Raw genomic sequence first — 22,451 nt, 5'->3', positions numbered from 1 at the left:
GTTAGACACCACCCGGTTGCGCCTGTGCGCCGTCGCCGACGATCAGTTGTCGAATCTCGTCGAGGGTCTCCACGTCGCCGAGGACGACGACCCGATCACCGTTTTCGAGGGCGTCGTCCGGCGTGGGAAGCCTGAGTGGGTTGCCCTTCGATCCGTAGGCGATCAGCCGCGCCGTGCCCGGGAGTTCGAGTTCGCTCAGCGTGTAATCCTCCATCGGGGAGTCGCTCGTGATCGTGAACTCGACGATCTGGAGCGACTGTTCGATATCCGCGATCGCCCGGATATTGCCGCCGGTCAGCGCGTTTTTCGCCAGGATCGCGCCGAGCCGTTCGGGGTAGACGATCTGATCGACCTCCTCGACGTAGCGCCGGTAGATATCCTCGCGGTAGTCCTCGTCGATTCGCATCACCGTCCGACAGCCGTACTGGTTAGCAATCGCACAGGCGGCGTAGTTCGCGTTGAGGTCGCCGGTCAGGGCGCCGACGGCGTCGGCCTCCGCCACGCCCGCTTCCAGCAGAACGTCCTCGCTGGCGGCGTCACCCTGAATCACCGAAAACCCCTCCGACCGCGCTCGCTCGACGGCCTCCTCGTCGGGGTCGACGACGACAACCTCGTGGGCGGAACCGCGGATCGCCCGCGCAGTCCGCAACCCAACCCGGCCTGCGCCCAGGATTATGAATCGCATGTGCTACCGTACAACAAGGAGGAGGATAAAGCTAACCCGGTCCAGAGCTACCACGAGGGGAACACTTTTTGCATGCCATATCATACCACATACCAATGGTCCAGGCATTCATCATGATCAAGACGGCCGCCGGGGAGTCCGCGGCGGTCCGCGAGCAGGTGGTCGGGATGGAGGCAGTACTCGAATCCCACGTCATCGCCGGCCAGTACGACGTGATCGCGGAGGTGCGGGGAGAGGAGGTCTACGAGGTGATCCACGCCGTCGCGACCGATCTGACGAGCCTCGACGGTGTCGTCGACACGCGGACGTACATCTGCCTGGAGTGACTGTCTGCTATCCCCCCGCTCACGGGGTCGGTGTACCCGGGGCTCACCGGACGTGAAACTCAGAGCTAATGATCATCGGGACCGAATTATTACAATTATTCAGATGTATAATAATGCGGCCACAGACATCAAAATAGTTACTAAATAAGGGGATCAGACGGCGATAAATATATACGCACCCTGTGAAAAACAGAGAAGTATGTCATCCGATGGTGACCAATCACACGTAGAGAGCACCCGCAGGAAGGTACTCGCGGCCATGGGCGGCGGCGTCTCAGTAGGACTCGCCGGCTGTGGCATCTTTGACAGCGAGAGTAGCCCGTCAGAGCTGACCGTCTCCGCCGGGGCGAATATATCGACGTTCGACCCGACGATCATCGCCGATGCGACTTCGGCGTCGACAGTTGGGGCCTTCTGTTACGAGTATCTCGTCGACAACAACTTCAGCCTGACAGAGTGGCAGCCGTCGCTCGCAACGTCCTGGACGCAGGTCGACGACACGACCTTCGAGATGCAACTTCGAGAGGGGGTCCAGTTCCACAACGGCGACGAGATGACGGCCGAAGACGTCCGGTTCTCCGTCGAGCGAATCCGGGGAACGGTGAACACCGCGGCAGTCGACAACGTCGACAACGTCGAGATACTCGGCGACTACCAGATCCGAGTCAATCTGACGAACCCCCGCGGAGAGGGGCTGTTCCTGACGAACTTCGGCGGGGTCCCGATTCTGCCCAGTTCGGTCGACGGACTCAGCACGACTCCGAGCGAGGACAGTTTTTCCTTCCAAGATCAGTCACTCGGGACCGGGCCGTTCGAGCTCGACGCCTTCCAGTCCGAGGACCGCCTGGAAATCGTCCCGTTCGACGACTACTGGTACGACGGCGACGACTACCCGAGCACTCCGCCGTGGGAGCGGGTTACGTTCCGTATCATCCCCGAACAGTCCTCCCAGGAGGAGGCGATGCAGAACGGCGAACTCGACATGATCGACAACCCCGCGCCGTTCAACCTCGGACAGTGGGACAGCATCGATCCCGAGCCGAAGATCGGGGACGCCGTCGGCTTCGACTTCGTCTCCTACCCCGTCAACCAGTCGCCGTACAACAACCCCAAACTCCGCCGCGGCATGACCAAGCTCATCCCGCGGAGCGACGTCATCCAAGCGGTGTTCAGCGACTTCGCAACGCCGCTCGGCGGCCCGATCAGTCCCGGACTGGGAACGTACTTCGACGAGGAGCGCAACCAGGAACTGCTCGACAACTACGTCGGCGAGAACCGCGAGGAAGCGCTCTCGCTGATCGAGGAGGCGTTCAACGAGGAGGGCATCGAGCCGCCGTTCGATCTGTCGTTCATCACCAACGTGAACACGACCCGAGAACGGTGGATGGAGGTCATCCAGCAGACCTTCGACGAGACGGAGCTGTTCAACGCCGAACTCGAGGTGCAGGCGTTCGATCAGCTCGTCCCGTTCCTGGTCCAGGGTGAGGCCGCAGAGAGTACCGACATCGTCGGTATCGGGTGGACTGGCGGCTCGGACCCCAACGGCCACGTCGAACAGCTGCTCGCCTCGGACCAGCACGTCCCGGCCGGGTTCAACTGGAACCTCTACGAGAACGAGGAAGTCGACCGGCTGATCACCGAGGGCAAGCAGGCGACAGAGACCGAAGAACGGATCCAGATCTACCGAGAACTCGAAACTGTTTTGGCTAACGAGGTCCCCGAGGCGTTCATGTGGACGGGCGACGCAATTCAGGTCATCCAGCCGGACTCGTTCGCCAACCCCGACGACTGGCAGCCGTATCCGAACGCGAGTTTCCGGTACTGGTCGATCTACCGTCCGAACGTCGGCAAAGTAGTGGAGCCCCCCGAATAACGGTATAACAAGCACTAAACCCAACGGATGAGCCTCCAGCGTTACGTTCTCAAACGGGTGCTCGTAACGATACCGATACTCATTGGTGCGACGATGCTCACGTTCGGCCTGGTCGCGCTGACGCCGGGTGATCCGGTGGATTACATCATCGCGTTCCAGGACGTGAGCCCAGAGGTCGAGCAACAGTTGCGCGAGCAGTACGGCCTCGACAAGCCGTTGTTCATGCAGTATCTGGACTGGCTGGCCGGTGTCGTGCAGTTCGACTTCGGCGATTCGATCTCGAATCAGCGGCCAGTGACGGAACTGATCATGGAACGGCTTCCGTACACGCTGCTGATGGGGTCGATGGCGTTTATGGTCACGCTGATCACGGCGATTCCGACGGGGATCATCGCCGCGTACTACCGCGGCTCGGTCATCGACCAAGCGAGCCGGGTGTTCTCGGTCGTGGGGATCGCGATTCCAAACTTCTTCCTCGGAATCTTGCTCCTCCTGATCTTCGCGAGCCAACTGAATATCTTCCCGTTCCTCGCGCCGTCGTCCGGGGGTGCCCTCACGCCGGAGATGGCGGTATATACGCTGTTGCCCGCGATCACGATCGGGACCGGAGCGACAGCGTTGCTGATGCGCCTGATGCGTTCGTCCATGATCGAGGAACTGGACAAAGATTACGTCACGATGGCCAGAGCCAAGGGGCTCCCGGAGCGGACAGTCGTGAACAAACACGTCCTTCGGAACTCGCTCATCTCCGTCGTGACGGTCGCTGCGATCCAGGTCGCGTTCATCATCAGCGGGTCCGTGGTTGTTGAAATCGTGTTCAGCTACCCCGGAATCGGACGACTGCTGGTCAACAGCGTGGGCGCACGTGACTTCCCGGTCATTCAGGCGCTCGTGTTGCTGATCGGGGTCGCGGTGATTCTCGCGAACCTGCTCGCAGACATTCTCTACGCGTATCTCGATCCACGGATCAGGTACTAACCATGACGACGGAACAAACACACCAACACGCGAAGCGGGGTCGGATCAGCATCGACGGGTTCGATGCCGAGTCAATTGAGAAGCGCGAACCGCTCTCGGACTGGCAACCGAGCCTCGAATCCGAAGAAGGGAAAGGTCGGCTGTATTACGCCTGGAAACGGTTCAAGTCGAACCGCCTGGCGCTGTTCGGTGCGGCGGTCATCGTGATTATGACGCTGATGACGATTTTCTCCCGACCGATCACGGTCGCAGGCGTCCCGGTGCAACCGATTTCGCTCGCACCGTACGATCCCGCGGCACAGGACGTGCTGACGGGGTACTCCTCGCCGTCGGCCGAACACCTGTTCGGTACCGACTGGGCAGGCCGTGACATTCTCTCACGGATCATGTACGGCGCCCGCTGGAGCCTCTCGATCGGATTCATTGCGGTCGGCGTCGCGATGCTGATCGGCGTCCCGCTCGGTGCGATTGCGGGCTACTTCGGCGGCTGGGTCGACGAACTCATCATGCGAGTGGTCGATCTGCTCTACGCGTTCCCGTTCATCGTGCTGGCGATCGCGATCATCGCCGTGCTCGGACGCGGCTACTGGGAGATGGTCATGGCGCTGGTGCTGACCGGCTGGCTGGCGTACGCCCGCATCATTCGCGGGGAGATTCTCAGCGTCAAGGAAAACGAGTACGTCACGGCCGCGAAGGCGCTGGGCGCGACAGACCGGAAGATTATCTCCCGACACATCCTGCCGAACGCGATGGCGCCGGTCATCGTCCAGGCGACACTCAGTGTCGGGACAGTCGTGCTGGCGGCCGCCGCGCTCGGATTCATCGGCCTCGGTCTCTCGCCGGCCAGCGCCGAGTGGGGCGTCATGCTCAACGTCGCGAACGCGAACGGCGCGATCCGGCTGGGCTACTGGTGGGCCGCGATCTTCCCCGGCCTGGCAATCTTCATGTTCGTGCTCTCGATCAACCTCCTCGGCGACGGGGTCAGAGACGCCTTCGACCCACAGGGAAGTACCAGTCAGAACAGAGAAGGAGGAGGACTCTGACATGGCGATGCTCGAAGTCGAGGATCTGAACGTCCGCTTCTACACCGAAGACGGCGTAGTAAAGGCGACGAACGACCTCTCGTATCAGATCGAGGCCGGCGAGCGATTCGGTATCGTCGGCGAAAGCGGTGCCGGCAAAAGCGTCACGAGTCTCTCGCTTCTTCGACTCATCGACAGCCCCGGCGTAATCGAAAGCGGCGAGATCCGGTTCAAGGGACAGAACCTCCTCGAACTCTCCGACGAGGAGATGCGCCAGATCCGCGGAAACGAGATCTCGATGATCTTCCAGGACGCCGAGACGGCGCTGAACCCGGCCTACACGGTCGGAGAACAGATCGCCGAGGCCGTCCGCTATCACCTCGATATGGACGAAGAGGAGGCCAGAGAACGCTCGATAGAACTGCTCGAAGATGTCGGGATTCCGGACGCCGCCGAGCGGTACTCGGATTATCCTCACCAGTTCTCCGGCGGAATGCAACAGCGCGCGGTCATCGCGATGGCGCTGTCCTGCGACCCGGATCTGATCCTCGCCGACGAACCGACGACCGCCCTCGACGTGACTATCGAGGCACAGATCCTCACGCTGCTCGAAGAGATCGCAGAGAAGTTCGATACCGCCATCCAGTTCATCACGCACGACCTCGGTGTCGTCGCCGAGTTCTGTGACCGCGTGATGGTCATGTACGCCGGTCATCCGGTCGAGATCGGAACGGTCGAGGAGATCTACTACGATCCACAACACCCCTACACGGTCGGACTGATGAGTTCGATCCCGCGGATCGGCGACGACAGCGAACGGCTCCAGACGATTCCCGGCAGGATGCCGGACCTGATCGAGATGCCGCCGGGCTGTAACTTCCATCCGAGGTGTCCGTACGCCGAGGAGATCTGTACACAGCTCTCCCCGGAACTCGTGGATGTCGAGACGGGCCAGGAGGCCGCTCCGGACGACCGGAATCAACACGCCGCGGCCTGTCTCGCACACACGGGCGAACTCGCCGGGTCGCTGGATTACGAGGTGACGGTCCGGGACGAACTCGAAGCGACAGCCACCGACGGAAGCGGAACCACGGAGGGTGAGATCGATGAGTAGCAACGAACCACTCATTCGCGCCGAGAATCTCAAGAAACACTACCAAAACGAGAGCGACTTCATCGACCGACTGCTGGGCCGCCAGCAGTGGGTCAAGGCCGTCGACGGTATCTCCCTCGAAATCGAGGAGGGCGAGACGCTCGGTCTGGTCGGTGAATCCGGCTGCGGAAAGAGTACCGTCGGGCGCACGCTGCTGCAGTTGCACGAACCGACCGACGGGACGGTGTACTTCAAAGGCGAAGATATCACGGAGTACTCCTCGAACGAACTGCGAGAACTCCGCCAGGAGATGCAACTCATCTTCCAGAACCCGCAGTCCAGTCTCAACCCGCGGCTGACTGTCAACGACATCATCGGCGAGGCGCTGGATATCCACGGACTCGAAGAGGGCCAGAGCCGCGACGAGCGGATCAAGGAACTACTCGAACTGGTCGGGCTCAGCGCCAGCCACGCCAACCGGTACCCCCACGAGTTCTCCGGCGGACAACTCCAGCGAATCGGGATCGCACGCGCACTCGCGGTCGAACCAGACTTCATCGTCTGTGACGAGCCGGTCTCTGCGCTGGACGTGTCCGTCCAGGCGCAGATTCTGAATCTCCTCAAGGATCTGCAGGAAGAGTTCGGGATCACCTACCTGTTTATCGCACACGACCTCTCGGTCGTCGAACACATCGCCGACCGGATCGCGGTGATGTATCTCGGCGAGATCGTCGAAGTCGGGACGCCCGAAGAACTGTTCGCGCCGCCGCAACACCCGTACACGGAGGCGCTTCTGTCGGCGGTACCGGAGCCCGATCCCGGCTGGAATCCCGAGCGGATCATCCTCGAAGGGACGGTCCCCTCGCCGCTCGATCCGCCGTCAGGCTGTAAGTTCCACACGCGCTGTCCGAAGGTGATCCCGCCCGCCGACCTGGAGTTCGAGCAGGAAGAGTGGCGCGCGGTGCGGTCGTTCGCGACGCGAGTCGAGTCGGGCGACCTCCCCCTGGGTTCGCTTCGCGAGGAGTACGACGTGTCGGATGCCAGCGAGTTCGACGAGGCGATCCGCGAGGAGCACGATATCCCGGCACGGCTGAGCGATCCGGAGGCCGAAGAGATTCTCTCCGAGACCATCCAGGCGCTGGAACAGGGTTCGTTCGAGCGGGCGAACGACGCGATCGGAGACGCCTTCGAGACGCCGTGTACGGTCCACGAGCCGGAACTACAGCAGGTCGAGGGCACCGAGATCGCCTGTCACCTGTACGATAGCCGGTATCAGGACGGCAGTGTCGACGAGTCCGCCGCGTCGGGTCAGCCGACCGCGGCCGTCTCCGAGAGCGACGACTAACGGCGGTGCGTTTTTAGCGATTTAGCACCTACAGCGGGTATGCGACGGATTTACGAGTCCGAGGCGGTCGACCGGAGCGACGGTGATCCGTTCCGCCCGAACAGCCGTGAGAACGGCGAGAAACCACAGGCGGCGCGGACGCTCCCACAGCGACTGCTCAGCAGGTGGTTGGTCCCACAGCGCGTGCACAGGCGGGCGGTCTCTATTTCTATCGAGACCCCGGACTCGACGTACGAGGAAGGCGAGCCAGTCCCGATCTCGATTCAGATGCACAACCGAATGCCGTTTCCGGTCGCTGTCAGAACCGTCTCGCCGGTCCGGTGGACCTGGGCGATCGACGGACAGCGACAGACACCGAAACCGCCGTCGGGTGCGGAGACCGCGCTGTTCGAGTTCGACCGCGGCGAGCGGAAACGGTTCAGCAGGCGCTGGACACAGATGTTCCAGGTGAACGACTCGGAGTGGGAACCGGCCGCTCCCGGAAAGTACACCATCTCCGCCGCGCTCAACGTCGACAACCCGGACTCCCGTGCGCTGTCGGCGGAGACGACGATCAGAATCGAGTGATTACTCCGCGTAGAAGCGTTCTGTCGCCATCTCTGCGACGGTTTCGATCTCCTGAACCAGCGAGTCCGAACGGTCGATCCTGTACTCGGCCTGTTCGGTCTCGTAGTCCTGTTTCTCCAGGAAGTCGAACGTCTCCAGTTGATCCGTGGCCTGCTGGACGGCTGTCTGGTTGACCTCCGCCGCGTTCGCGATCTCTTTGACCGACAGGAACCGGTCCGCGTAAAAGAGCGTAACCAGGATCCGCGCCCGGGTCCGGTTCGCGAACAGTTTGCACAGTCCGTTCTGGTCGACTAACTCCCGGAACTCGTTCGACGAGACATCTTCGAGGTCGTCGGACATACCCGCCGGTTCGGGGGCGGGGCATATGAAGATAGCGTCGAGGGGACGGACTCACGGGCTGTCGTGTTCGTCCTCGAAGTCCCGTTCGTCGCGGTAGGCGTCGACGAAGGCGTCCAGATCGAACTCGGCCAGTTGCTCCTCGAACTCCGCGACCGTCGGGCCGTCGTCGGCGTGGCTGATCGCGTGTTCCATCAGTTCGACCAGCAGTTCGACGACGGTTCGGTGGAGTTCGCGGGAGTCCATATCGGCGACCCAGACGAGACCGTAACCCACCTCGCCGTCGCCCGAACAGTCCGCGACGGCGATGCGGTCGGGATACTCCTCGCGGACCATCGCTAAGGCGTGTGCGGTCGTGAACTCGTCGTACTCGTCCTCGGTGGTGATCGTCGAACGCAACGTGTCGACGAGAAATTCGGGGACGAACCGGCCGAGCGGGTGAACGTCCATCACGACCGCGTGCGTGCGGCCGCACTCACACGAGAGTTCCCGCATCCCGAGATCGAGATCGTGCGTGGCTACCGTCTCGCCACAGGGCAGATCGAGTTGTTCGTCGGTGCCGCCCGGGACCCGTGGCTGGGCCATACTCAGGGCCAGTCCTCGCGCTGCTCCTGTTCGACCTGCTGGGGCTTCGTGTCGGGGGCGAGTTCCCACTCGGCGGCTTCTGCGGCCGCCTCAACGTCGACGTACTCCCAGCCGGTCTGTTCGGCCAGTTGTTCGTCTTCGGGCTCCGTCCCGACGAAGACGTACCGCTCGCTGTCGAACTGGTCTTTGATGTTTTCGAGGCTCTCCTCGCGGCTCCGGGGGCCGGAGAAGAAGTCCTGTCTGATCCGGTGTTTGCGCGTGAAGTTCGTCACGACGTAAGTCGGTTTCTCCGAGATGACACCCACGTAGTTGGTCCACTGCCGGGCGTCGGTAAATACCGAGTCCGGTGAGCGAAGCTCTTTGAGCGCGGCCAACTCGAACGCGAGGGTCATATCGCCATTGCCGCCATCCATACCTCTACCTCTGTCGCCTGGTGAAAAAAGGCCGTCGGTCCCTCTCAGAGACCGGGAACCTGCTACGCGGCCGGTTCGGCCGCGCTCCGCTTACTTCGCCTGGGGCGGCGCTTCGAGGTTGTCGACGTCGATCTCCGGTTCGAGCAGTTGCTCCTTCTGGTCCGCGACCTGTCGTTCCTCGCGGATGATCCGCTTCAGCGCGGACTGCTGTGAGAGGTCACCGATCAACACGCCGCCGACGAGTTGGCCGTTCTTGAAGGCGAGACGGCGCCACTCGGTGTCGGAGTACTTTCGCTCGGCCGTCTCGTCGCCGATGGTCGGGTGGCCGAAGGAGAGGAAGGGGAAATCGAAGTGCGTGATCGAGTACGAGGACACCCACCGGAACGACTCGACGGGTTCGTCAGCGACCATGTTTTTCGCCGCGACGGCCCCCTGTTCCTTGGCCGACCCCCAGGCACCGTTCTGTGCCCGCTCACCGAGAATCGTGTCGTAGAACTGCGTGATGTCACCCGCGGCGTAGACGTTGTCGACGTTGGTCCGCATGTGTTCGTCGACCACGACGCCGTCGTCGCACTCGATGCCGCTGCCGTGGAGCCACTCGGTGTTGAAATCCAGGCCGATGGCGACGCCGACCCACTCCGCGTCGAACCGCTCGCCGTTGGGATCGACGGCGGCCTCGACGTGGCCGTCGTCGTCGACCTCGAAGTGATCGACGCCGGAGTCGAAGACCGGTTCGACCCCTTTCTCCGCCAGCGCGTCGTGGATGATCTCCGCACCGTCGAGCGAGAGGGCGTACCGCCACCAGCGGTTGCCCCGCATCAGGTATTTCGCGTCCATCCCCTGTGCGGCACAGACCGCCGCGAGATCGATCCCGAGCAGTCCGGCCCCGACGATGACACCCGTCTCGGCGGTGTCTGCGTGTTCTTTGATTTCGCGGGCGTCCTGAAACGTCCAGAAGTGATGGATGCCTTCGGCGTCGGAGTTCTCGACGGGCAACTGCGCCGGTGTCCCCCCCGTCGCGACCAGTAGCTTGTCGTAGTCGTAGCTCGCTCCCGTGTGCGTGTGCACCGTCTGTGAGTCCGTGTCGACGCGGTCGACGTGAGTGTTCAACTGGAGGTCGATATCCCGCTCGTCGTACCACTCCGGTTCGTGGATCGAGATCGGTGCCTCCGGCAGTTTCCCCTTGGCGAACTCCTTGATCAGAATCCGGTTGTACAGCGCTTCACCTTCGTCCGTGATGACTGTCACGTCCGCGTCCGGGTCCTCTTCCCGGATGGTTTCAGCCGCCGAACTCCCCGCGATTCCGTCGCCGACGATGACATGCGACGTGCTCATATCGGTAGTTGAACGCCGGGGTTAATGTGGGTTGCTATTCGTGTAATTCCAACTGTCAGCCCCCCCATTCGTGCTGTAATTCGGCGTATTAGTTTTCAAACGCCATATTTGGGGAGTTTTTCCGGAAGGATCTGGACGAGATTGCCCTGGGTTTGCCGGGTGCTGAACCTCTGTTTGTTCGCTCGTTGTCAGCCGCGAGAGATCGGTCCCAATCGTGGGATGGGACGGCGACTGGTCGCCGTTCCGTCGCGCGGAGATATACCGGCGGGACCGACGGGATGAAGAGTCTCGCTCACGTATCAGCGGTCGATGAAAATCCGCCAGAACGTCCGTCACTGGGCAGCCAAGCAGGCGCTGACGATGCCGGTCGTCGGGGGTATCGTCAACGACCGACTCGTCGGGATGCACACCGATATCTTCCTCGACCGCACGGACGAGAGCGAACGGGAAGCGCGTCGAGAGCATCTCAACGACTTCTTCGACGCGACGATGGACACCTACGTCGCGGCGCTGGACGCGGGCTATCCCGAGGCCGACGCCCGGGAGATCACACACATCCAGGCCAATTTCGATTTCTACAACCACGGCTGGACCGAGATGATGGAGTTCCCGGTCGAGGAACTCGGCGAGCACTACGACAGATACGAGGACTTCTTCGAGACACACGGCATCTCCATCGAGGATCCGCTGGGGAACTTCCGGCCGGCGGACGGAATCGCCGACGCGCCGTCGACGCCCGAGAAACTGGACGAACCGGAACACCCCTACGCAGAGGGAGGATTTGCCGACGATGTCTACGTAGAGGGACCGGACGGCGAGGTCCGGGTCGGTGGAAGCGAGGAGCCGACAGACCTCGATCCGACGGAGGTGCTCGGCATCGACGCCGACGAGGACGGCGACGAGTCCACGGCAGACTGATCAGGCCGGCCCGACCGTATCCCGAACCTGGACGGCCATCCCAGTCTCGAACGCCAGCATTCCCCGTCCGGAGAGTTCCGCCCGACCGACGGCGAGTAGTCTGCCGTCCTCGTGTTCGACGATCACCTCGTCACGGGGCCTGATAGCGCCGTCGGCGCGCGTGACGAACTTGGCGAAGGCGTTCTTTCCGTCGCGGACGAACGGTTCGCTCTCGTCGCCGACGACGACGCGGTAGCCCTCGCTCGGGAGTCGCTGTTGCAGTCGACGGCCCCCCTCGATGCCCAGTCGGAGTCGGCCGTCCTGTTCGTACGTGCCCAGGCGGTCGCCGTCGACGTGGATCTGCCGGAGACGGCCGGAGCTCGTCCGGGTCACCGAAAGCTCTTCCTCCGGCGGGAACAGCGCCGTCCCACCGCCGGGGCCGAACTGGTAGTCCGCGACCGTCCGCAACGCGTCGAGATCATCAGCCATTGTCCACCGTACTCGGGTCAGCCTCAAAAACGACTCCGTTTGCGCTCAGAGCAGGAACCGGTCGGTGTCTTCGCTCATGTCGACGAAGCTATCCGCCGCCTCGACGAGTTCGTCCGCGGTCGACTCGGCGAAACAGATCACCTCGATTCGGACGCCTTCGTGTTTGAGGTGGTGGCACAGGCGCGTGAAATCCCCGTCACCGGTACAGAGAACGATGGTGTCGACGTGGTTGGCGAGGGTGATCGCATCGAGACAAATCCCCACGTCCCAGTCGGCCTTTTTCGAGCCGTCTGGAAACGTCTTGATGTCCTTGATCTGCGTCTCGAAGCCGATGTCGACGAGCGCGTCGAAAAACGACTCCTCCTCGGGCGCGTCCGCCCTGATGACGTAGGCGATGGCCCGGGTCAATTCGCGGTCGGAGACAGACTCCTCCAGCAACGCGGCGTAGTCGATGTTACGGGTGTACATGCTCTGGGCCGTGTGATAGAGATTCTGTGAGTCGGCCAACACGGCCACGCGCTGGTTCGGATGAATCTCGCTCATACACCGACTGTGCGGGCCAGCCGTTTATGCGTTATTGCGGCGACGGCGACGACGCTCAGTCCTCCTGCCAGTAGTAAATCTCCTCTTTCGGCGCCCCACAGGAGGGGCACTCCGCCGGAATGTCTTCGATCTGCCCCATCTCGCCGCACTCCCAGCACCGCCACATGATCGCGTCGCCGTACTCCGCCTCGCCCGGCCCCGGCAGAACGGTCACGTCGTCTTCGGCCCTGATGTAGAAGCCGTGTTCGTCGACCCCGCGGATCGTGCCGATCTGTGCCCCCTCCTCGTCGTACACCGGCGTCCCCGGCTTGAGTTCGTGCTGTTCGGTCGTTTCGCTCATACGATATTGTAGGTCGAGTATCATCATAAATCTACGTGTGTTGTCAGCAGGAATTCGCCGGTGTAACTAACATGATCAAAGTTACACAGTTTTTGGATAAGTAATTATCATAGACGAGAAAGGGGAGTTAGGATATAAGAAGAGGTATCGAAGTAACTGTAACTGATGCAGGTCACACGGATCCTTTTCCCGCAGAAGGCCCGGCAGAGTTTCACGCTCAAGATGGGTGTCGGGTTCGTACAGATACTCGTAGTAACAGCCATATTTGGGGCTGCGATCTCCGCGGAACTCGCAACTGCGGCCGAAACCGGGGACGTGGGGGCCGTCCGTGACGTTGCGTTCTCCGGCTTTCTGGGGTTGATTCTGCTGACGGTCATCAATCTCGGGTTGTTCGCGGCGACGGTCGGGGGGAACACGGCAACGTCGCTCCGGTTTCTCGAACGGAAAGCCGAGAAGATCGGCGAGGGAGACCTCGATGTCGATCTCACGACCAGCCGGTCGGACGAGATCGGACGGCTGTACGGCTCCTTCGACGAGACACGGCAGTCACTCAAAGAATCCATCGAAGAGGCCGAACAGGCGCGTGCCGAGGCGACCGAGGAGAAAGAGCGGGCGGAGCAGGCCCGCAGAGAGGTCGAGGAGGAGCGCGAACGCCTCGAAACGATCAACGAGCGGCTACGGGAAGACGCCGCCAGATTCAGCGAGACGATGGACGCCTGCGCGGCGGGGGATTTCACCGCTCGTCTCGACGCTCGAAGCGACAACGAGGCGATGGTCGCGATCGAGGAGTCGTTCAACGAGATGATGGGACAGATCGAGAGGTTAGTCAGCCAGATCGACACCTTCGCCGAGGAGGTCGCCGTCGCCTCCGAGGAGGTCAACGAGCGCACGACAGCGGTGCGAGAGGGAAGCGTCGAGGTCAGTGCGGCCATTCAGGAGATCTCCGAGGGAGCGGACGAACAGACCGAGCGGATCCAGGCGATTGCCGGAGAGATCGAGGACATCTCCGCCGCGACGGAACAGATCGCAGCCAGTGCGGCACAGATCGCCTCGACCTCGCAGGCGGCGGTCGAGACCGGCCAGCAGAGCCGCGAGACCGCAGAGCAGGCGATCTCCGAGATGAACGCCGTCGAACAGCAGACCGCCGACGCCGTCGAGTCGATCGAGGCGCTCGAATCGGAGATGGACGCCATCGGCGAGGTGACAGACCTGATCGCCGAGATCGCGGAACAGACGAACATGCTCGCGTTGAACGCCTCCATCGAGGCCGCCCGTGCCGGTGAGGCGGGCGAAGGCTTCGGTGTCGTCGCCGACGAGATCAAGTCCCTGGCCGAGGAGACGAAGGAGGCGACCGACGAGATCGAAGGGCTGATCACCAAGGTCCAGAGCCAGACCGACGAGACGGCCGACGATATCCGGGAGACGAGTGAGCGGATCTCTTCCGGGTTGCTGACCGTCGAGGAGACCGTCGACGCGGTCGAACGGATCGTCCGGAACGTCGAGGAGGTCAACACCGGGATCGGGGAGATCGACCGGTCGACGGATACGCAGGCCGACTCCGCCGAACAGGTCGTCTCGATGATCGACGAAGTGGCGAATATCTCGGAGGAGACGGCGACGCAGTCGAGCGATGTCGTACAGACGGCCGAACGCCAACAGGACACCGTCGAGTCGGTGTTCTCCCGCACGGACGAACTCTCCGCGCGGGCGAGTTCGCTACAGGAGGTACTCGCGGAGACGACCGTCCGCGAGGAACGGGCAGAACCCGCAACGCTCGGGGGATCAGCATGATCGGCGAGGCGACACTGTGGTTCGCCGTCGGTGCGCTCGGGATGGGGCTCGGCACTGCCGTGTTCCTCAACGGCCTCGCGCGGGCCGACTCCGAGGTGCAGAAGTACTACGCGGTGCTGGCGGCGATCAGCGGGATCGCGACCGTCGCCTACGTGCTGATGGCACTGAACGTCGGCGCGGTCTCGGTGGACGGCCGGACCGTCTTCGTCCCACGGTACATCGACTGGCTGCTGACGACACCGCTTCTGTTGACGTACCTGTGGATGCTAGTCAGCAGTGAGCGAGGACTGCTCGCACGGATTGTCGCGGTCAACGTCGTCGTGATCGTGGCCGGATTCGGCGCGTCGCTGCTGTCCGGCACTGCCCGGTTCGGACTCTTCGCGGTCGGCGGACTCGCGTACGTCGGCCTCGCGTACCTGCTCGTTGGACCGCTCACAGAACAGGCCAGCGGGAGGGCGACGGAGTCGCTGTTTCGCGGCCTGCGAAACCTGACCGTCATCCTCTGGTCGGTCTACCCGATCATCTGGATTCTCGGTCCGACGGGACTCGGTGAACTGACGATGCTGACGAACGTGCTGTTGGTCACCTATCTCGACCTCATCACGAAGGTCGGGTTCGGACTGATCGCACTCAACGCCGGAGCGGAGCTACGAAAACAGCTCCAGCGGTCACGGAGCACCGCGGCGGCCGGTAGCTGATCGGCCATTGGGGTATATATACGCCCCTCTTGAAAAGACGTCTCCTGCGAGTGGGAAAACGAGGGCACGAGACAGTTCTACCGGGCGGCGGGTTTCGAGCCGAAACAGGTCGAGTACGCAGGGCTCATCGACTGACGCGGAGACGCGGATTCAGTTCGCGGTGCTGACAATCTTGATCACGTCGCCCTCTTCGAGTTCGTGATCCTCGCCGATCCGGCGGTTCTCTCGGGCGTCGACGGCGTGGAGGTACCCCTCCCCGATGTCGGAGTGGACCGCGTAGGCCAGATCCAGCGGCGTCGAACCGCTGGGGAGCAGGTGTGCGTCGGGGAGCATCCGACCCTTCCCGTCGATCCACTTGGTCTCGTTTTCGACCGGGTAGGCCGTGATCTGATCGAGAACGTCGTAGACGACGGCGTCGAGGGCCTGCTGGACGCCTGTACCGCCGTACTGTTCGGTCACGGTCCGGATCTGTTCGAGTCCTTCGCGTTGCTGGTCGCTCACGTTCCCGCTGATCGAGAACGTCTCGTCGCCGGGGTCGTACTCGACGACGCCGGCCTCCGCGCCGCGCCGGAGCGCGAGTTCGCCGTCCGCGGTCGCCGGAACGAGATAGTCTGCGGCCTCCCGGAGCCGTTCGATGTTGCCCTCCGGCGCGATGTCGGCCTTGTTCGCGACGACGATCATCGGTTTCGTCTGCGCGCGCAACTCGCGGGCGAGTTCCCGGCGGTGTTCGTCGGTCCACTCCCGAGGGTCCTCGGGATACTCCAGGTTCCGAAGGACGAGCGCGATATCCGCGACGGTCGCCCCGACACCGGTCAACATCTCCGACAGCGAGTCGTCGATGTCGAAATCCGGCGAGCGGGATTCCCGTTCGATCGTCTCCCAGTTGCGGTCGATGATCGAGGCCAGCCACCGATCCATCTCCCGTTCGACGAAGTCCAGATCCTCGACAGGGTCGTGCTCGCCGACCTCCACCGGTTCGCCCTCCTCGTCGGTCGCGCCGGCGGCGTCGACGACGTGGAGGATGGCGTCCGCGTCGGTCAACTGATCCAGAAACTGGTTCCCGAGCCCCCGTCCCTCGTGGGCACCGGGGACGAGCCCCGCCACGTCGAACAGTTCGACGGGGACGTACCGTTTGCCGTCCCGGCAGTTGTCGCTGTCACAGCGCCGGTCGCGGTCCAGACAGGGACACTCCGTGCGGGCGTAGCTGACTCCGCGGTTCGCGTCGATTGTCGTGAAGGGGTAGTTGCCGACCTCGACATCGGCCATCGTTGCGGCGGTATAGAACGTAGATTTGCCGGCGTTCGGTTTGCCGGCGAGCGCGAGCGAGAGCATACCTTCTCTTTCTCTCCCCGGGGAAATGCCTTTTCGGTTCGCTCACTCCTCGGGCTCGACACCTAACGCCGTCAGAAAACCGGTCCCGAGTAGCTCCTTGGTGCCCTCGGGACCGGAGACGCGAAACGCGGTCTGCTCGTAGGGCGGTTCGATCGCGAGTTCGTAGCTCGCAAACCCACAGCAGCGCTGTTCGTTCGCGACGAACGTCGCCAGGGCCTCGACTGTCTCCTGGGTACCCTGGAAAACGTGGGTGTAGCCGTCCTCGTGTTCGGTCGAGGACACGTATCGGTCCGCGAGCGTCGCCAGCACCGCGGCCGGCCGCTCGGCGGCCTGCTCGGGGGTGATCGTACACGTTACCGTCTGCTCGTGGTCGTTTTCGGACATCCGTACTCGACTTTTGATCCCGAAGTGTTTATACTGTCAACTCCAAAGTATCGGAGTAGCTTCGAGAAATCAAAGCCATGTCAGAATCGACCGACCTGGACCCACAGTGTTACTGTCCGACCAGCGGGATCATCGACCTGCTCAGCCGGAAGTACGCGATGCAGACGCTGTGTGCCGTCGGTGCGCTGGAACCCGTCCGATACGGCGAACTCGAAACGGCGTTCGGGGACGTGAGCAGTTCGACACTCTCTGCGCGACTCGAAGATCTGACCGGTGCGGGCCTGCTCGAACGCGAGCAGTACGACGAGATTCCGCCCCGAGTCGAGTACCGACTCTCGGACGACGGCGAGGAGCTGTGCGAGCGCCTCGAACCGGTGTTGGCGTGGGTCCGCGAGCGGGAGAGTTAGTCGCTCGATTCGGCCGGTTCGGGGCCGAGCGGCTCGTTTTCTTCGGTCGCCGTGTCGGGGTCGGGAACGACTGAATCCTCGATCACGTTCTCCGAGACCATCGAGGTCTCCTCGGTCGCTCGGATCCCGCCGTCGACGGTCGCGTCGTGGTGGACTTCGACGTACTCGCCGGAGACATCACCGCGGATTACCGCTTCGGGGCCGATCCGAACGGTTCCCTCGCGAGTCGTCACGTTTCCGGTGATCTCCGTGCGGGCACCGACCGTGATCCCTTCGCGGGCGCGGAGGCTTCCGAAAATCTCGTTGTCACGGCCGACCACGAGCGACTCGGCGCGGATATTGCCGTGGAGGCGACAGCCGTCACCGATCCGTCCGGGCGTCGAGACCTGCCAGGCGTCGTCGCTGACGCGACTGCCTTTCGGGATCAAAACCGGCTTCTGACCGTGTTCGTCGTCGACCAGCGAGGCGACGAGTTGTTCGGCCGCCTCTTCCTCACCGATGCGGAGCAACTGGGAGAGATACATAAAGAGGAAGACGATAGTCGGCATCGGGTCCCGGATGATGATCCGGCCGTTGGCGTCGAACCCCTCCTCGATTTCGACGTCGTCGCCGATATCGAGGTCGCCGGCCACCCGGAGACCGCCGCCGATCTGGACCCGCTCGCCGAGATACGCGTCCTCCCCGACGAGCACGTTGTCGGCCACCTCACACCACATGTCCAGTCGGCAGTCGCCTTCGGCCTCGATGTGACCGCCGAAGGCGACACGCTCGCCGGCGATGACGTTGGCCGCCCGGACTCCGAATCCGACGGAGGTTTGACTCCCGATGATCACGTCCCCGTCGGTCACGAGGTCGTGTTCCTCGACGTGAATCCCGTCGGGGATCACCAGTTCGTCGAGCGGGTCTGAGCGAAACGTCGACACAGCTATACAAGCGTTTTCGACCGTATTAAAGACTGAGGCCCCGTACGACGGGCGTCTGACGGACGCAAGACGGCCACAGGCGTGCGGATTGGATTCCCGCGGATTGGGGATCGACGCGCGGTTGAAGAGGCTGAGACTACAACACGGTAACGATGGGAGATGGCACCGCAGAAACCCGAGCGGAGGCCGTCGTCGACGCCCTGGGACTCGTCTACCACGACGGTCTCGACCCCGACGAGTTCATGCTCTTTCCCGAAGACGGCGGGACGACAATCGAGGCCGACGGCGAGGTGAGCGACTGGAGCGAGACTTTCGGCGGTCGCCCGGCCTTCGAGTGCCTGGTGCGGACGATTCTCAGCCAGAACACGAGCGACAGTGCGAGCCAGCCAGCACACGAGGACCTGCTGGAGCGGTACGACGATGGCGGCGATCTCGCGGAGTCGCTGGCGGCGGCGGACCACGGGACGCTGGCCGAGACGATTGCGTCCGCCGGGCTGTACAACCAGAAAGCCGAACGGATCATCGCGGCCGCCGAGTGGATCCTCGACACCTACGGCTCGGCCGCGGCGTTCGACGAGTTCGTCCTCGACAACGGCGCCGAGACAGTCCGGGAGACCCTGCTGACTCTCGACGGTGTCGGGCCGAAAACCGCAGACTGTGTGCTGCTGTTCGCGGGCGGTCGCGGGGGCGTCTTCCCGGTCGATACACACGTCCACCGGATCGCCCGGCGGATCGGACTGGCCGAACCGGATGCCGACCACGGGGCCGTCCGCGAGGCGTTGGAAGACGCTGTTCCAGCGGAGAAGTGCGGCTTCGGGCACACGGCGATGATCCAGTTCGGGCGGGAGTACTGCGCTGCCCGTGGGCCTGCCTGTCTCGACGACCCCGAGGCCTGCCCGCTGGCCGACCTCTGCGACCAGGTCGGCGTCGATCCGGTCGAAGGGACCGTCACCGACCCCGCTGATGTCGTCTGACAGCGCGAGCGGCGATTGTCCGGAGGTTTATATCCCGAGACGGGAGCAACGCCGGCCGTGCGCTGGCTCGGTCTCGTCTGCTGTCTTGTCGCCGTGACGGCCTCGCTCGTGGTGGCCGCGACGCCAGCGGCAGCGACACAGCAGACTCCGCAGGGAAACGCGTCAGCCCCGGAGATTGTCGAACTCTACCCGGATCCCGCGACGGATCAAGACGCCGGGGAGTTCCTCACCATCACGTTCCCGGCGGGGACGGAGCCTGACAGAATCGCGCTGGTGGACGAAGACAGACCAGTTCCGCTCGGGAGATGGCTGAACGGGAGTCGGTTTCACGACCGGACGCGGGTGACCCTCTCGACCGACCCGGAACCGACCCGGCGACTCACGAACCGAACTGTCCGCCGACTCCCGGACCGGGTGCAACTTGCGAACGGCGGAGACGAAATTCGCCTCCTGCGGAACGGAACGCCGATCCAGCGGCTCAGCTACGACAACGCCACCGAGGCCGAGGTCTACGGGGTCAGGGAGTCAGACTGGCAGCCTCTCGGCGGCACCGACCTGCCGATAGCGACGGCGACCGGCGGTTCGGTCGAGACGTTCGTGCTGCCGGACGAGCCGACGCGCGCGGTCGAGTTTCTCCGGTCGGCCAGCGAACGGATCCTGTTGGGCGGCTACACCCTCTCGTCACAGGCGGTCGTCGACGCCCTCGTCGCCGCCGAGAGCCGCGGCGTCTCGGTCGCGGTGTTACTCGACGGATCGCCGGCCGGCGGCACGAGCGACGCCGCCGCGGCCGCACTCACGGAGTTACGCCGATCCGGCGTCGACGTACGGGTCGTCGACGGCGCGCGCGCCAGGTACCGGTTCCACCACGCGAAATACGCCGTCGTCGACGAGCGCGCGCTCGTCACGACCGAGAACTGGAAACCGAGCGGACTGGGCGGTCGTTCCAGCCGCGGGTGGGCAGTGATTACCGACCAGCGAGCGATTGTCGACGGACTCACGGAGACCTTCCGGGCCGACCGTGGCTGGGTCGACGCCGTCCGCTGGTCGGGCACGGGAGCCGACGACGGCGAAGCTACGTCTCACGAGAGCCCGTATCCCTCGTCGTTCGAGGCACGTTCGTTCGAGGTCGAGCGCACGGAACTGTTGGTCACCCCGGACAACGCCGGCGGGCGAATCCGGAAGCTTATCGATAGCGCTGACCGACGAATTCGACTCAAGCAGGTCAGCATCGGTTCCGAGCGGTTCCCGCTGCTGCGGGGGGTCATCGATGCCGCCCGCCGCGGCGTCGAGGTCGAGATTCTACTGAGCGGGGCCTGGTACGTCGAGAAGGAAAACGAACGGCTCCGGCGACGACTCACGGAGCGGGCGGCGGCGGAGGACCTCCCGCTACGGGTACGAGTCGCTGACCCCGGCGACCGGTACGAGAAGATCCACGCGAAGGGGTTGATCGTCGACAACGAGACGGCCGTCGTCGGGAGCATCAACTGGAACAACAACTCGCTCCGGCGCAACCGCGAGGTCGCACTACTGATCGAAAGCGACGGGGTCGCGGGCTACTTCGGCCGGGTGTTCGACGCCGACTGGGAGGCGGCCGCGCCGGTCGAACGGGAACGGTCTGTTCCGGTCGGCCTCGCCGCGGCAGTGGTCGGGGCAGTCGTGCTCGCGGCACTGGCCGTCAGACGGATCGAGTTCGAGCGTGATTGAACGTCGCGCCAGCCGCTCGGGGGCGAACGCGTACCGACGAACAGGGGGTCATCAGCCGCGGGCGGTTCGCGACCGTTTACCGACGTTCCAAAAATCCGTTCAAATCCGTTTATATCGTGTTATCAGGCCCTGAACGGTTCAGTTTCGAGAACCGTCTGTCCCCCTTATCCCGGTCGATCACACAGTATCGGATGCAATGAGCGCAGGAAAACTGCTCGCAATCGTGGTCGGATCGGCACTGCTGATCGGCGGAGCGGCCGCCGTCAGCGCGACCGGCCCGGGCGAGATGGCCGCGGACAACGCACAGGTGAACGACAGCGCAGAACAGGCTCCGGCAGAGGATCCGAGCGCCGCGAACGAATCGGACGACGACGTGAACGACTCCGAGGCCCCTGACGAACGCGCGGACCGCGCGGGGAACAGTTCCGTCGGACCGGCCGGCGGACTGCCGGAGCAGGCGCCGGACCACGTGACGGAGATCCACAACGCCATCGAGTCGTTCCTCAACGACACGGTCTCCGACCTCGGTGATGTCCTCCAGGGCATCCTCGGCCCGGACGACGCGGGCGAGGGTGACTCCTCGACGGACGGCGAGGAGACCGACGACGCCGCAGGGAGTGGTGACGACAGTGAAGCGAGCGACGACGGGACGGCGGCCGGCAACGCTCCGGACGGCGTTCCGGCGTAGACAACTGTTTACGCGCCACGCAATTATTCAACGTACCAATGACAGACGAACACATAGACAGACGGACCTATCTCGCGGGACTCGGCGCGGCCGGGATAGCCGGACTCGCCGGCTGTAGCCGTGGCGGGGTCGCCGCGCAGACGGGGACACTTGCGACGAGAGTAACCGATCAGCCGGGCGACATCGCAGACTTCGAGTCCTGTGTCGTCACTATCGTCGGCGTCTGGCTCGGGCCGCCGAGCGAGACGAACAGCGACGGCACGGCAAACGAGACCGACAGCGGCGGTACAGACGACGGGGACGGAGGAGAGGACGGCGAACGCGAGTATCTCGAATTCGACGAGCCGCAGGAGGCCGACCTCGTCGACCTACAGGGTGAGAACACCCAACTCGTCGACGAGCGAGAGCTTCCGACCGGCGAACACAGCTACCTCCAGCTGGACACCGACGGCGTCGAGGCGACCCTGGACAGCGGGGAATCCGCGACCGTCGAGGTACCCGGTAACGCGCCGCTGAAGTTCAACGAGCCCTTCGAGATCAGAGCGAACACCCGGACCGTGTTCACGGCCGATTTCACGCCGGTCAAGCGCGGTCAGTCCGGCAGTTACAATCTCCAGCCGGTCGCAAGCGGCGTGACGGTCGAGTACGAGGAAATCGAAGCCGAAAGCGACGGCAACGAGACCGAAAGCAGCGGGACAGGCAGCGGCGGCGAGTAGTCGAACG

26 protein-coding genes are annotated in these 22,451 nt (G+C 63.5%); 15 read left to right on the top strand and 11 right to left on the bottom strand.

Going from position 1 to position 22,451, the window contains the following annotated elements; translation table 11 throughout:
- Position 1: 1 nt before the first annotated feature.
- Positions 2-685, bottom strand: coding sequence for a potassium channel family protein (locus GRX03_RS11400; RefSeq protein ID WP_159764334.1), 684 nt, complete (start codon positions 683-685; stop codon positions 2-4).
- Positions 686-780: 95 nt separating this feature from the next.
- On the opposite strand from GRX03_RS11400, the gene GRX03_RS11395 reads away from it, so the two are divergent.
- The 7 genes from GRX03_RS11395 to GRX03_RS11365 all read left to right on the top strand — a co-directional run bounded on the left by GRX03_RS11395 (position 781) and on the right by GRX03_RS11365 (position 7,889).
- The gene (locus GRX03_RS11395) at positions 781-1,011 is read left to right on the top strand and encodes an Lrp/AsnC ligand binding domain-containing protein (RefSeq protein WP_159764333.1); all 231 of its coding nucleotides are present in this window, start codon (positions 781-783) and stop codon (positions 1,009-1,011) included.
- Between the two features lie 199 nt (positions 1,012-1,210).
- A complete protein-coding gene (locus GRX03_RS11390) occupies positions 1,211-2,884 on the top strand; it encodes an ABC transporter substrate-binding protein (RefSeq protein ID WP_159764332.1) in 1,674 nt (557 codons plus the stop codon).
- A 27-nt stretch (positions 2,885-2,911) separates the two neighbouring features.
- Positions 2,912-3,862, top strand: a complete 951-nt coding sequence (locus GRX03_RS11385; RefSeq protein WP_159764331.1) for an ABC transporter permease — start codon at positions 2,912-2,914, stop codon at positions 3,860-3,862.
- A 2-nt stretch (positions 3,863-3,864) separates the two neighbouring features.
- Positions 3,865-4,905 carry an ABC transporter permease gene (locus GRX03_RS11380; protein WP_159764330.1) on the top strand — a complete coding sequence of 347 codons (1,041 nt, stop codon included), beginning with the start codon at positions 3,865-3,867 and terminating at the stop codon, positions 4,903-4,905.
- Position 4,906: 1 nt separating this feature from the next.
- Positions 4,907-5,998: an ABC transporter ATP-binding protein gene (locus tag GRX03_RS11375; protein ID WP_159764329.1), complete on the top strand. Its 1,092-nt coding sequence runs from the start codon at positions 4,907-4,909 to the stop codon at positions 5,996-5,998.
- Entirely contained in the window at positions 5,991-7,322 is a 1,332-nt protein-coding gene (locus GRX03_RS11370) for an ABC transporter ATP-binding protein (protein ID WP_159764328.1), read from the top strand. The genes GRX03_RS11375 and GRX03_RS11370 overlap by 8 nt, the downstream gene beginning before the upstream one ends.
- Positions 7,323-7,361: 39 nt before the next feature.
- The gene (locus tag GRX03_RS11365) at positions 7,362-7,889 is read left to right on the top strand and encodes a hypothetical protein (protein WP_159764327.1); all 528 of its coding nucleotides are present in this window, start codon (positions 7,362-7,364) and stop codon (positions 7,887-7,889) included.
- Here the strand turns inward: GRX03_RS11365 and GRX03_RS11360 are convergent, their stop codons facing one another.
- From GRX03_RS11360 to GRX03_RS11345, 4 genes are all read right to left on the bottom strand, one after another.
- The gene (locus tag GRX03_RS11360; protein ID WP_159764326.1) at positions 7,890-8,228 is read right to left on the bottom strand and encodes a winged helix-turn-helix domain-containing protein; all 339 of its coding nucleotides are present in this window, start codon (positions 8,226-8,228) and stop codon (positions 7,890-7,892) included.
- A gap of 51 nt (positions 8,229-8,279) precedes the next feature.
- The gene (locus GRX03_RS11355) at positions 8,280-8,810 is read right to left on the bottom strand and encodes a DUF5815 family protein (RefSeq protein ID WP_159764325.1); all 531 of its coding nucleotides are present in this window, start codon (positions 8,808-8,810) and stop codon (positions 8,280-8,282) included.
- Positions 8,811-8,812: 2 nt separating this feature from the next.
- The gene (locus GRX03_RS11350; RefSeq protein WP_159764324.1) at positions 8,813-9,223 is read right to left on the bottom strand and encodes a DUF7124 domain-containing protein; all 411 of its coding nucleotides are present in this window, start codon (positions 9,221-9,223) and stop codon (positions 8,813-8,815) included.
- A 90-nt stretch (positions 9,224-9,313) separates the two neighbouring features.
- Positions 9,314-10,558, bottom strand: coding sequence for an NAD(P)/FAD-dependent oxidoreductase (locus GRX03_RS11345; protein WP_159764323.1), 1,245 nt, complete (start codon positions 10,556-10,558; stop codon positions 9,314-9,316).
- Between the two features lie 309 nt (positions 10,559-10,867).
- Here GRX03_RS11345 and GRX03_RS11340 point away from each other — a divergent pair, with 309 nt between their 5' ends.
- Positions 10,868-11,476 (top strand): DUF6149 family protein, encoded by a 609-nt coding sequence (locus GRX03_RS11340; RefSeq protein WP_159764322.1) that lies wholly within the window; start codon positions 10,868-10,870, stop codon positions 11,474-11,476.
- Here the strand turns inward: GRX03_RS11340 and GRX03_RS11335 are convergent, their stop codons facing one another.
- The 3 genes from GRX03_RS11335 to GRX03_RS11325 are packed head-to-tail and all read right to left on the bottom strand — an operon-like array spanning position 11,477 to position 12,827.
- Positions 11,477-11,944, bottom strand: coding sequence for a PUA domain-containing protein (locus tag GRX03_RS11335; protein ID WP_159764321.1), 468 nt, complete (start codon positions 11,942-11,944; stop codon positions 11,477-11,479).
- Positions 11,945-11,989: 45 nt separating this feature from the next.
- A complete protein-coding gene (locus tag GRX03_RS11330) occupies positions 11,990-12,487 on the bottom strand; it encodes a LabA-like NYN domain-containing protein (RefSeq protein ID WP_159764320.1) in 498 nt (165 codons plus the stop codon).
- A gap of 55 nt (positions 12,488-12,542) precedes the next feature.
- Positions 12,543-12,827: a DUF7130 family rubredoxin-like protein gene (locus GRX03_RS11325; RefSeq protein ID WP_159764319.1), complete on the bottom strand. Its 285-nt coding sequence runs from the start codon at positions 12,825-12,827 to the stop codon at positions 12,543-12,545.
- Between the two features lie 165 nt (positions 12,828-12,992).
- Here GRX03_RS11325 and GRX03_RS11320 point away from each other — a divergent pair, with 165 nt between their 5' ends.
- Positions 12,993-14,618 carry a methyl-accepting chemotaxis protein gene (locus GRX03_RS11320; protein ID WP_159764318.1) on the top strand — a complete coding sequence of 542 codons (1,626 nt, stop codon included), beginning with the start codon at positions 12,993-12,995 and terminating at the stop codon, positions 14,616-14,618.
- Entirely contained in the window at positions 14,615-15,316 is a 702-nt protein-coding gene (locus GRX03_RS11315; RefSeq protein WP_159764317.1) for a bacteriorhodopsin, read from the top strand. Before GRX03_RS11320 ends, GRX03_RS11315 begins: the two co-directional genes overlap by 4 nt.
- Positions 15,317-15,466: 150 nt before the next feature.
- On the opposite strand, the gene GRX03_RS11310 is transcribed toward GRX03_RS11315, so the two are convergent.
- Complete coding sequence (locus GRX03_RS11310; RefSeq protein WP_159764316.1) at positions 15,467-16,648, bottom strand: redox-regulated ATPase YchF; 1,182 nt, start codon at positions 16,646-16,648, stop codon at positions 15,467-15,469.
- 42 nt (positions 16,649-16,690) lie between these two features.
- Complete coding sequence (locus GRX03_RS11305; RefSeq protein ID WP_159764315.1) at positions 16,691-17,032, bottom strand: Zn-dependent oxidoreductase; 342 nt, start codon at positions 17,030-17,032, stop codon at positions 16,691-16,693.
- Positions 17,033-17,109: 77 nt separating this feature from the next.
- Between GRX03_RS11305 and GRX03_RS11300 the strand changes: the two genes are divergently transcribed.
- Positions 17,110-17,439 carry a winged helix-turn-helix transcriptional regulator gene (locus GRX03_RS11300; RefSeq protein ID WP_159764314.1) on the top strand — a complete coding sequence of 110 codons (330 nt, stop codon included), beginning with the start codon at positions 17,110-17,112 and terminating at the stop codon, positions 17,437-17,439.
- On the opposite strand, the gene GRX03_RS11295 is transcribed toward GRX03_RS11300, so the two are convergent.
- A complete protein-coding gene (locus GRX03_RS11295) occupies positions 17,436-18,362 on the bottom strand; it encodes a polymer-forming cytoskeletal protein (protein ID WP_368278351.1) in 927 nt (308 codons plus the stop codon). The two genes, GRX03_RS11300 and GRX03_RS11295, sit on opposite strands and share 4 nt — an antisense overlap.
- Positions 18,363-18,514: 152 nt before the next feature.
- Between GRX03_RS11295 and GRX03_RS11290 the strand changes: the two genes are divergently transcribed.
- The 4 genes from GRX03_RS11290 (at position 18,515) to GRX03_RS11275 (ending at position 22,444) form a co-directional block, all read left to right on the top strand.
- A complete protein-coding gene (locus tag GRX03_RS11290; RefSeq protein ID WP_201289226.1) occupies positions 18,515-19,336 on the top strand; it encodes an endonuclease III domain-containing protein in 822 nt (273 codons plus the stop codon).
- Between the two features lie 57 nt (positions 19,337-19,393).
- Positions 19,394-21,040 (top strand): phospholipase D-like domain-containing protein, encoded by a 1,647-nt coding sequence (locus GRX03_RS16905; RefSeq protein ID WP_159764313.1) that lies wholly within the window; start codon positions 19,394-19,396, stop codon positions 21,038-21,040.
- A 196-nt stretch (positions 21,041-21,236) separates the two neighbouring features.
- Positions 21,237-21,728: a hypothetical protein gene (locus GRX03_RS11280; protein WP_159764312.1), complete on the top strand. Its 492-nt coding sequence runs from the start codon at positions 21,237-21,239 to the stop codon at positions 21,726-21,728.
- Between the two features lie 38 nt (positions 21,729-21,766).
- Positions 21,767-22,444: a DUF4382 domain-containing protein gene (locus tag GRX03_RS11275; protein WP_159764311.1), complete on the top strand. Its 678-nt coding sequence runs from the start codon at positions 21,767-21,769 to the stop codon at positions 22,442-22,444.
- The last annotated feature ends 7 nt before the right edge of the window (positions 22,445-22,451 follow it).

Origin of the sequence: Halovenus carboxidivorans (assembly GCF_009831575.1) — an archaeon.
In the GTDB taxonomy this organism is placed as follows: Archaea; Halobacteriota; Halobacteria; order Halobacteriales; family Haloarculaceae; genus Halovenus; species Halovenus carboxidivorans.
Note: the sequence above shows the minus strand (reverse complement) of the source record. Positions and strands in the feature narration are given on the sequence as shown.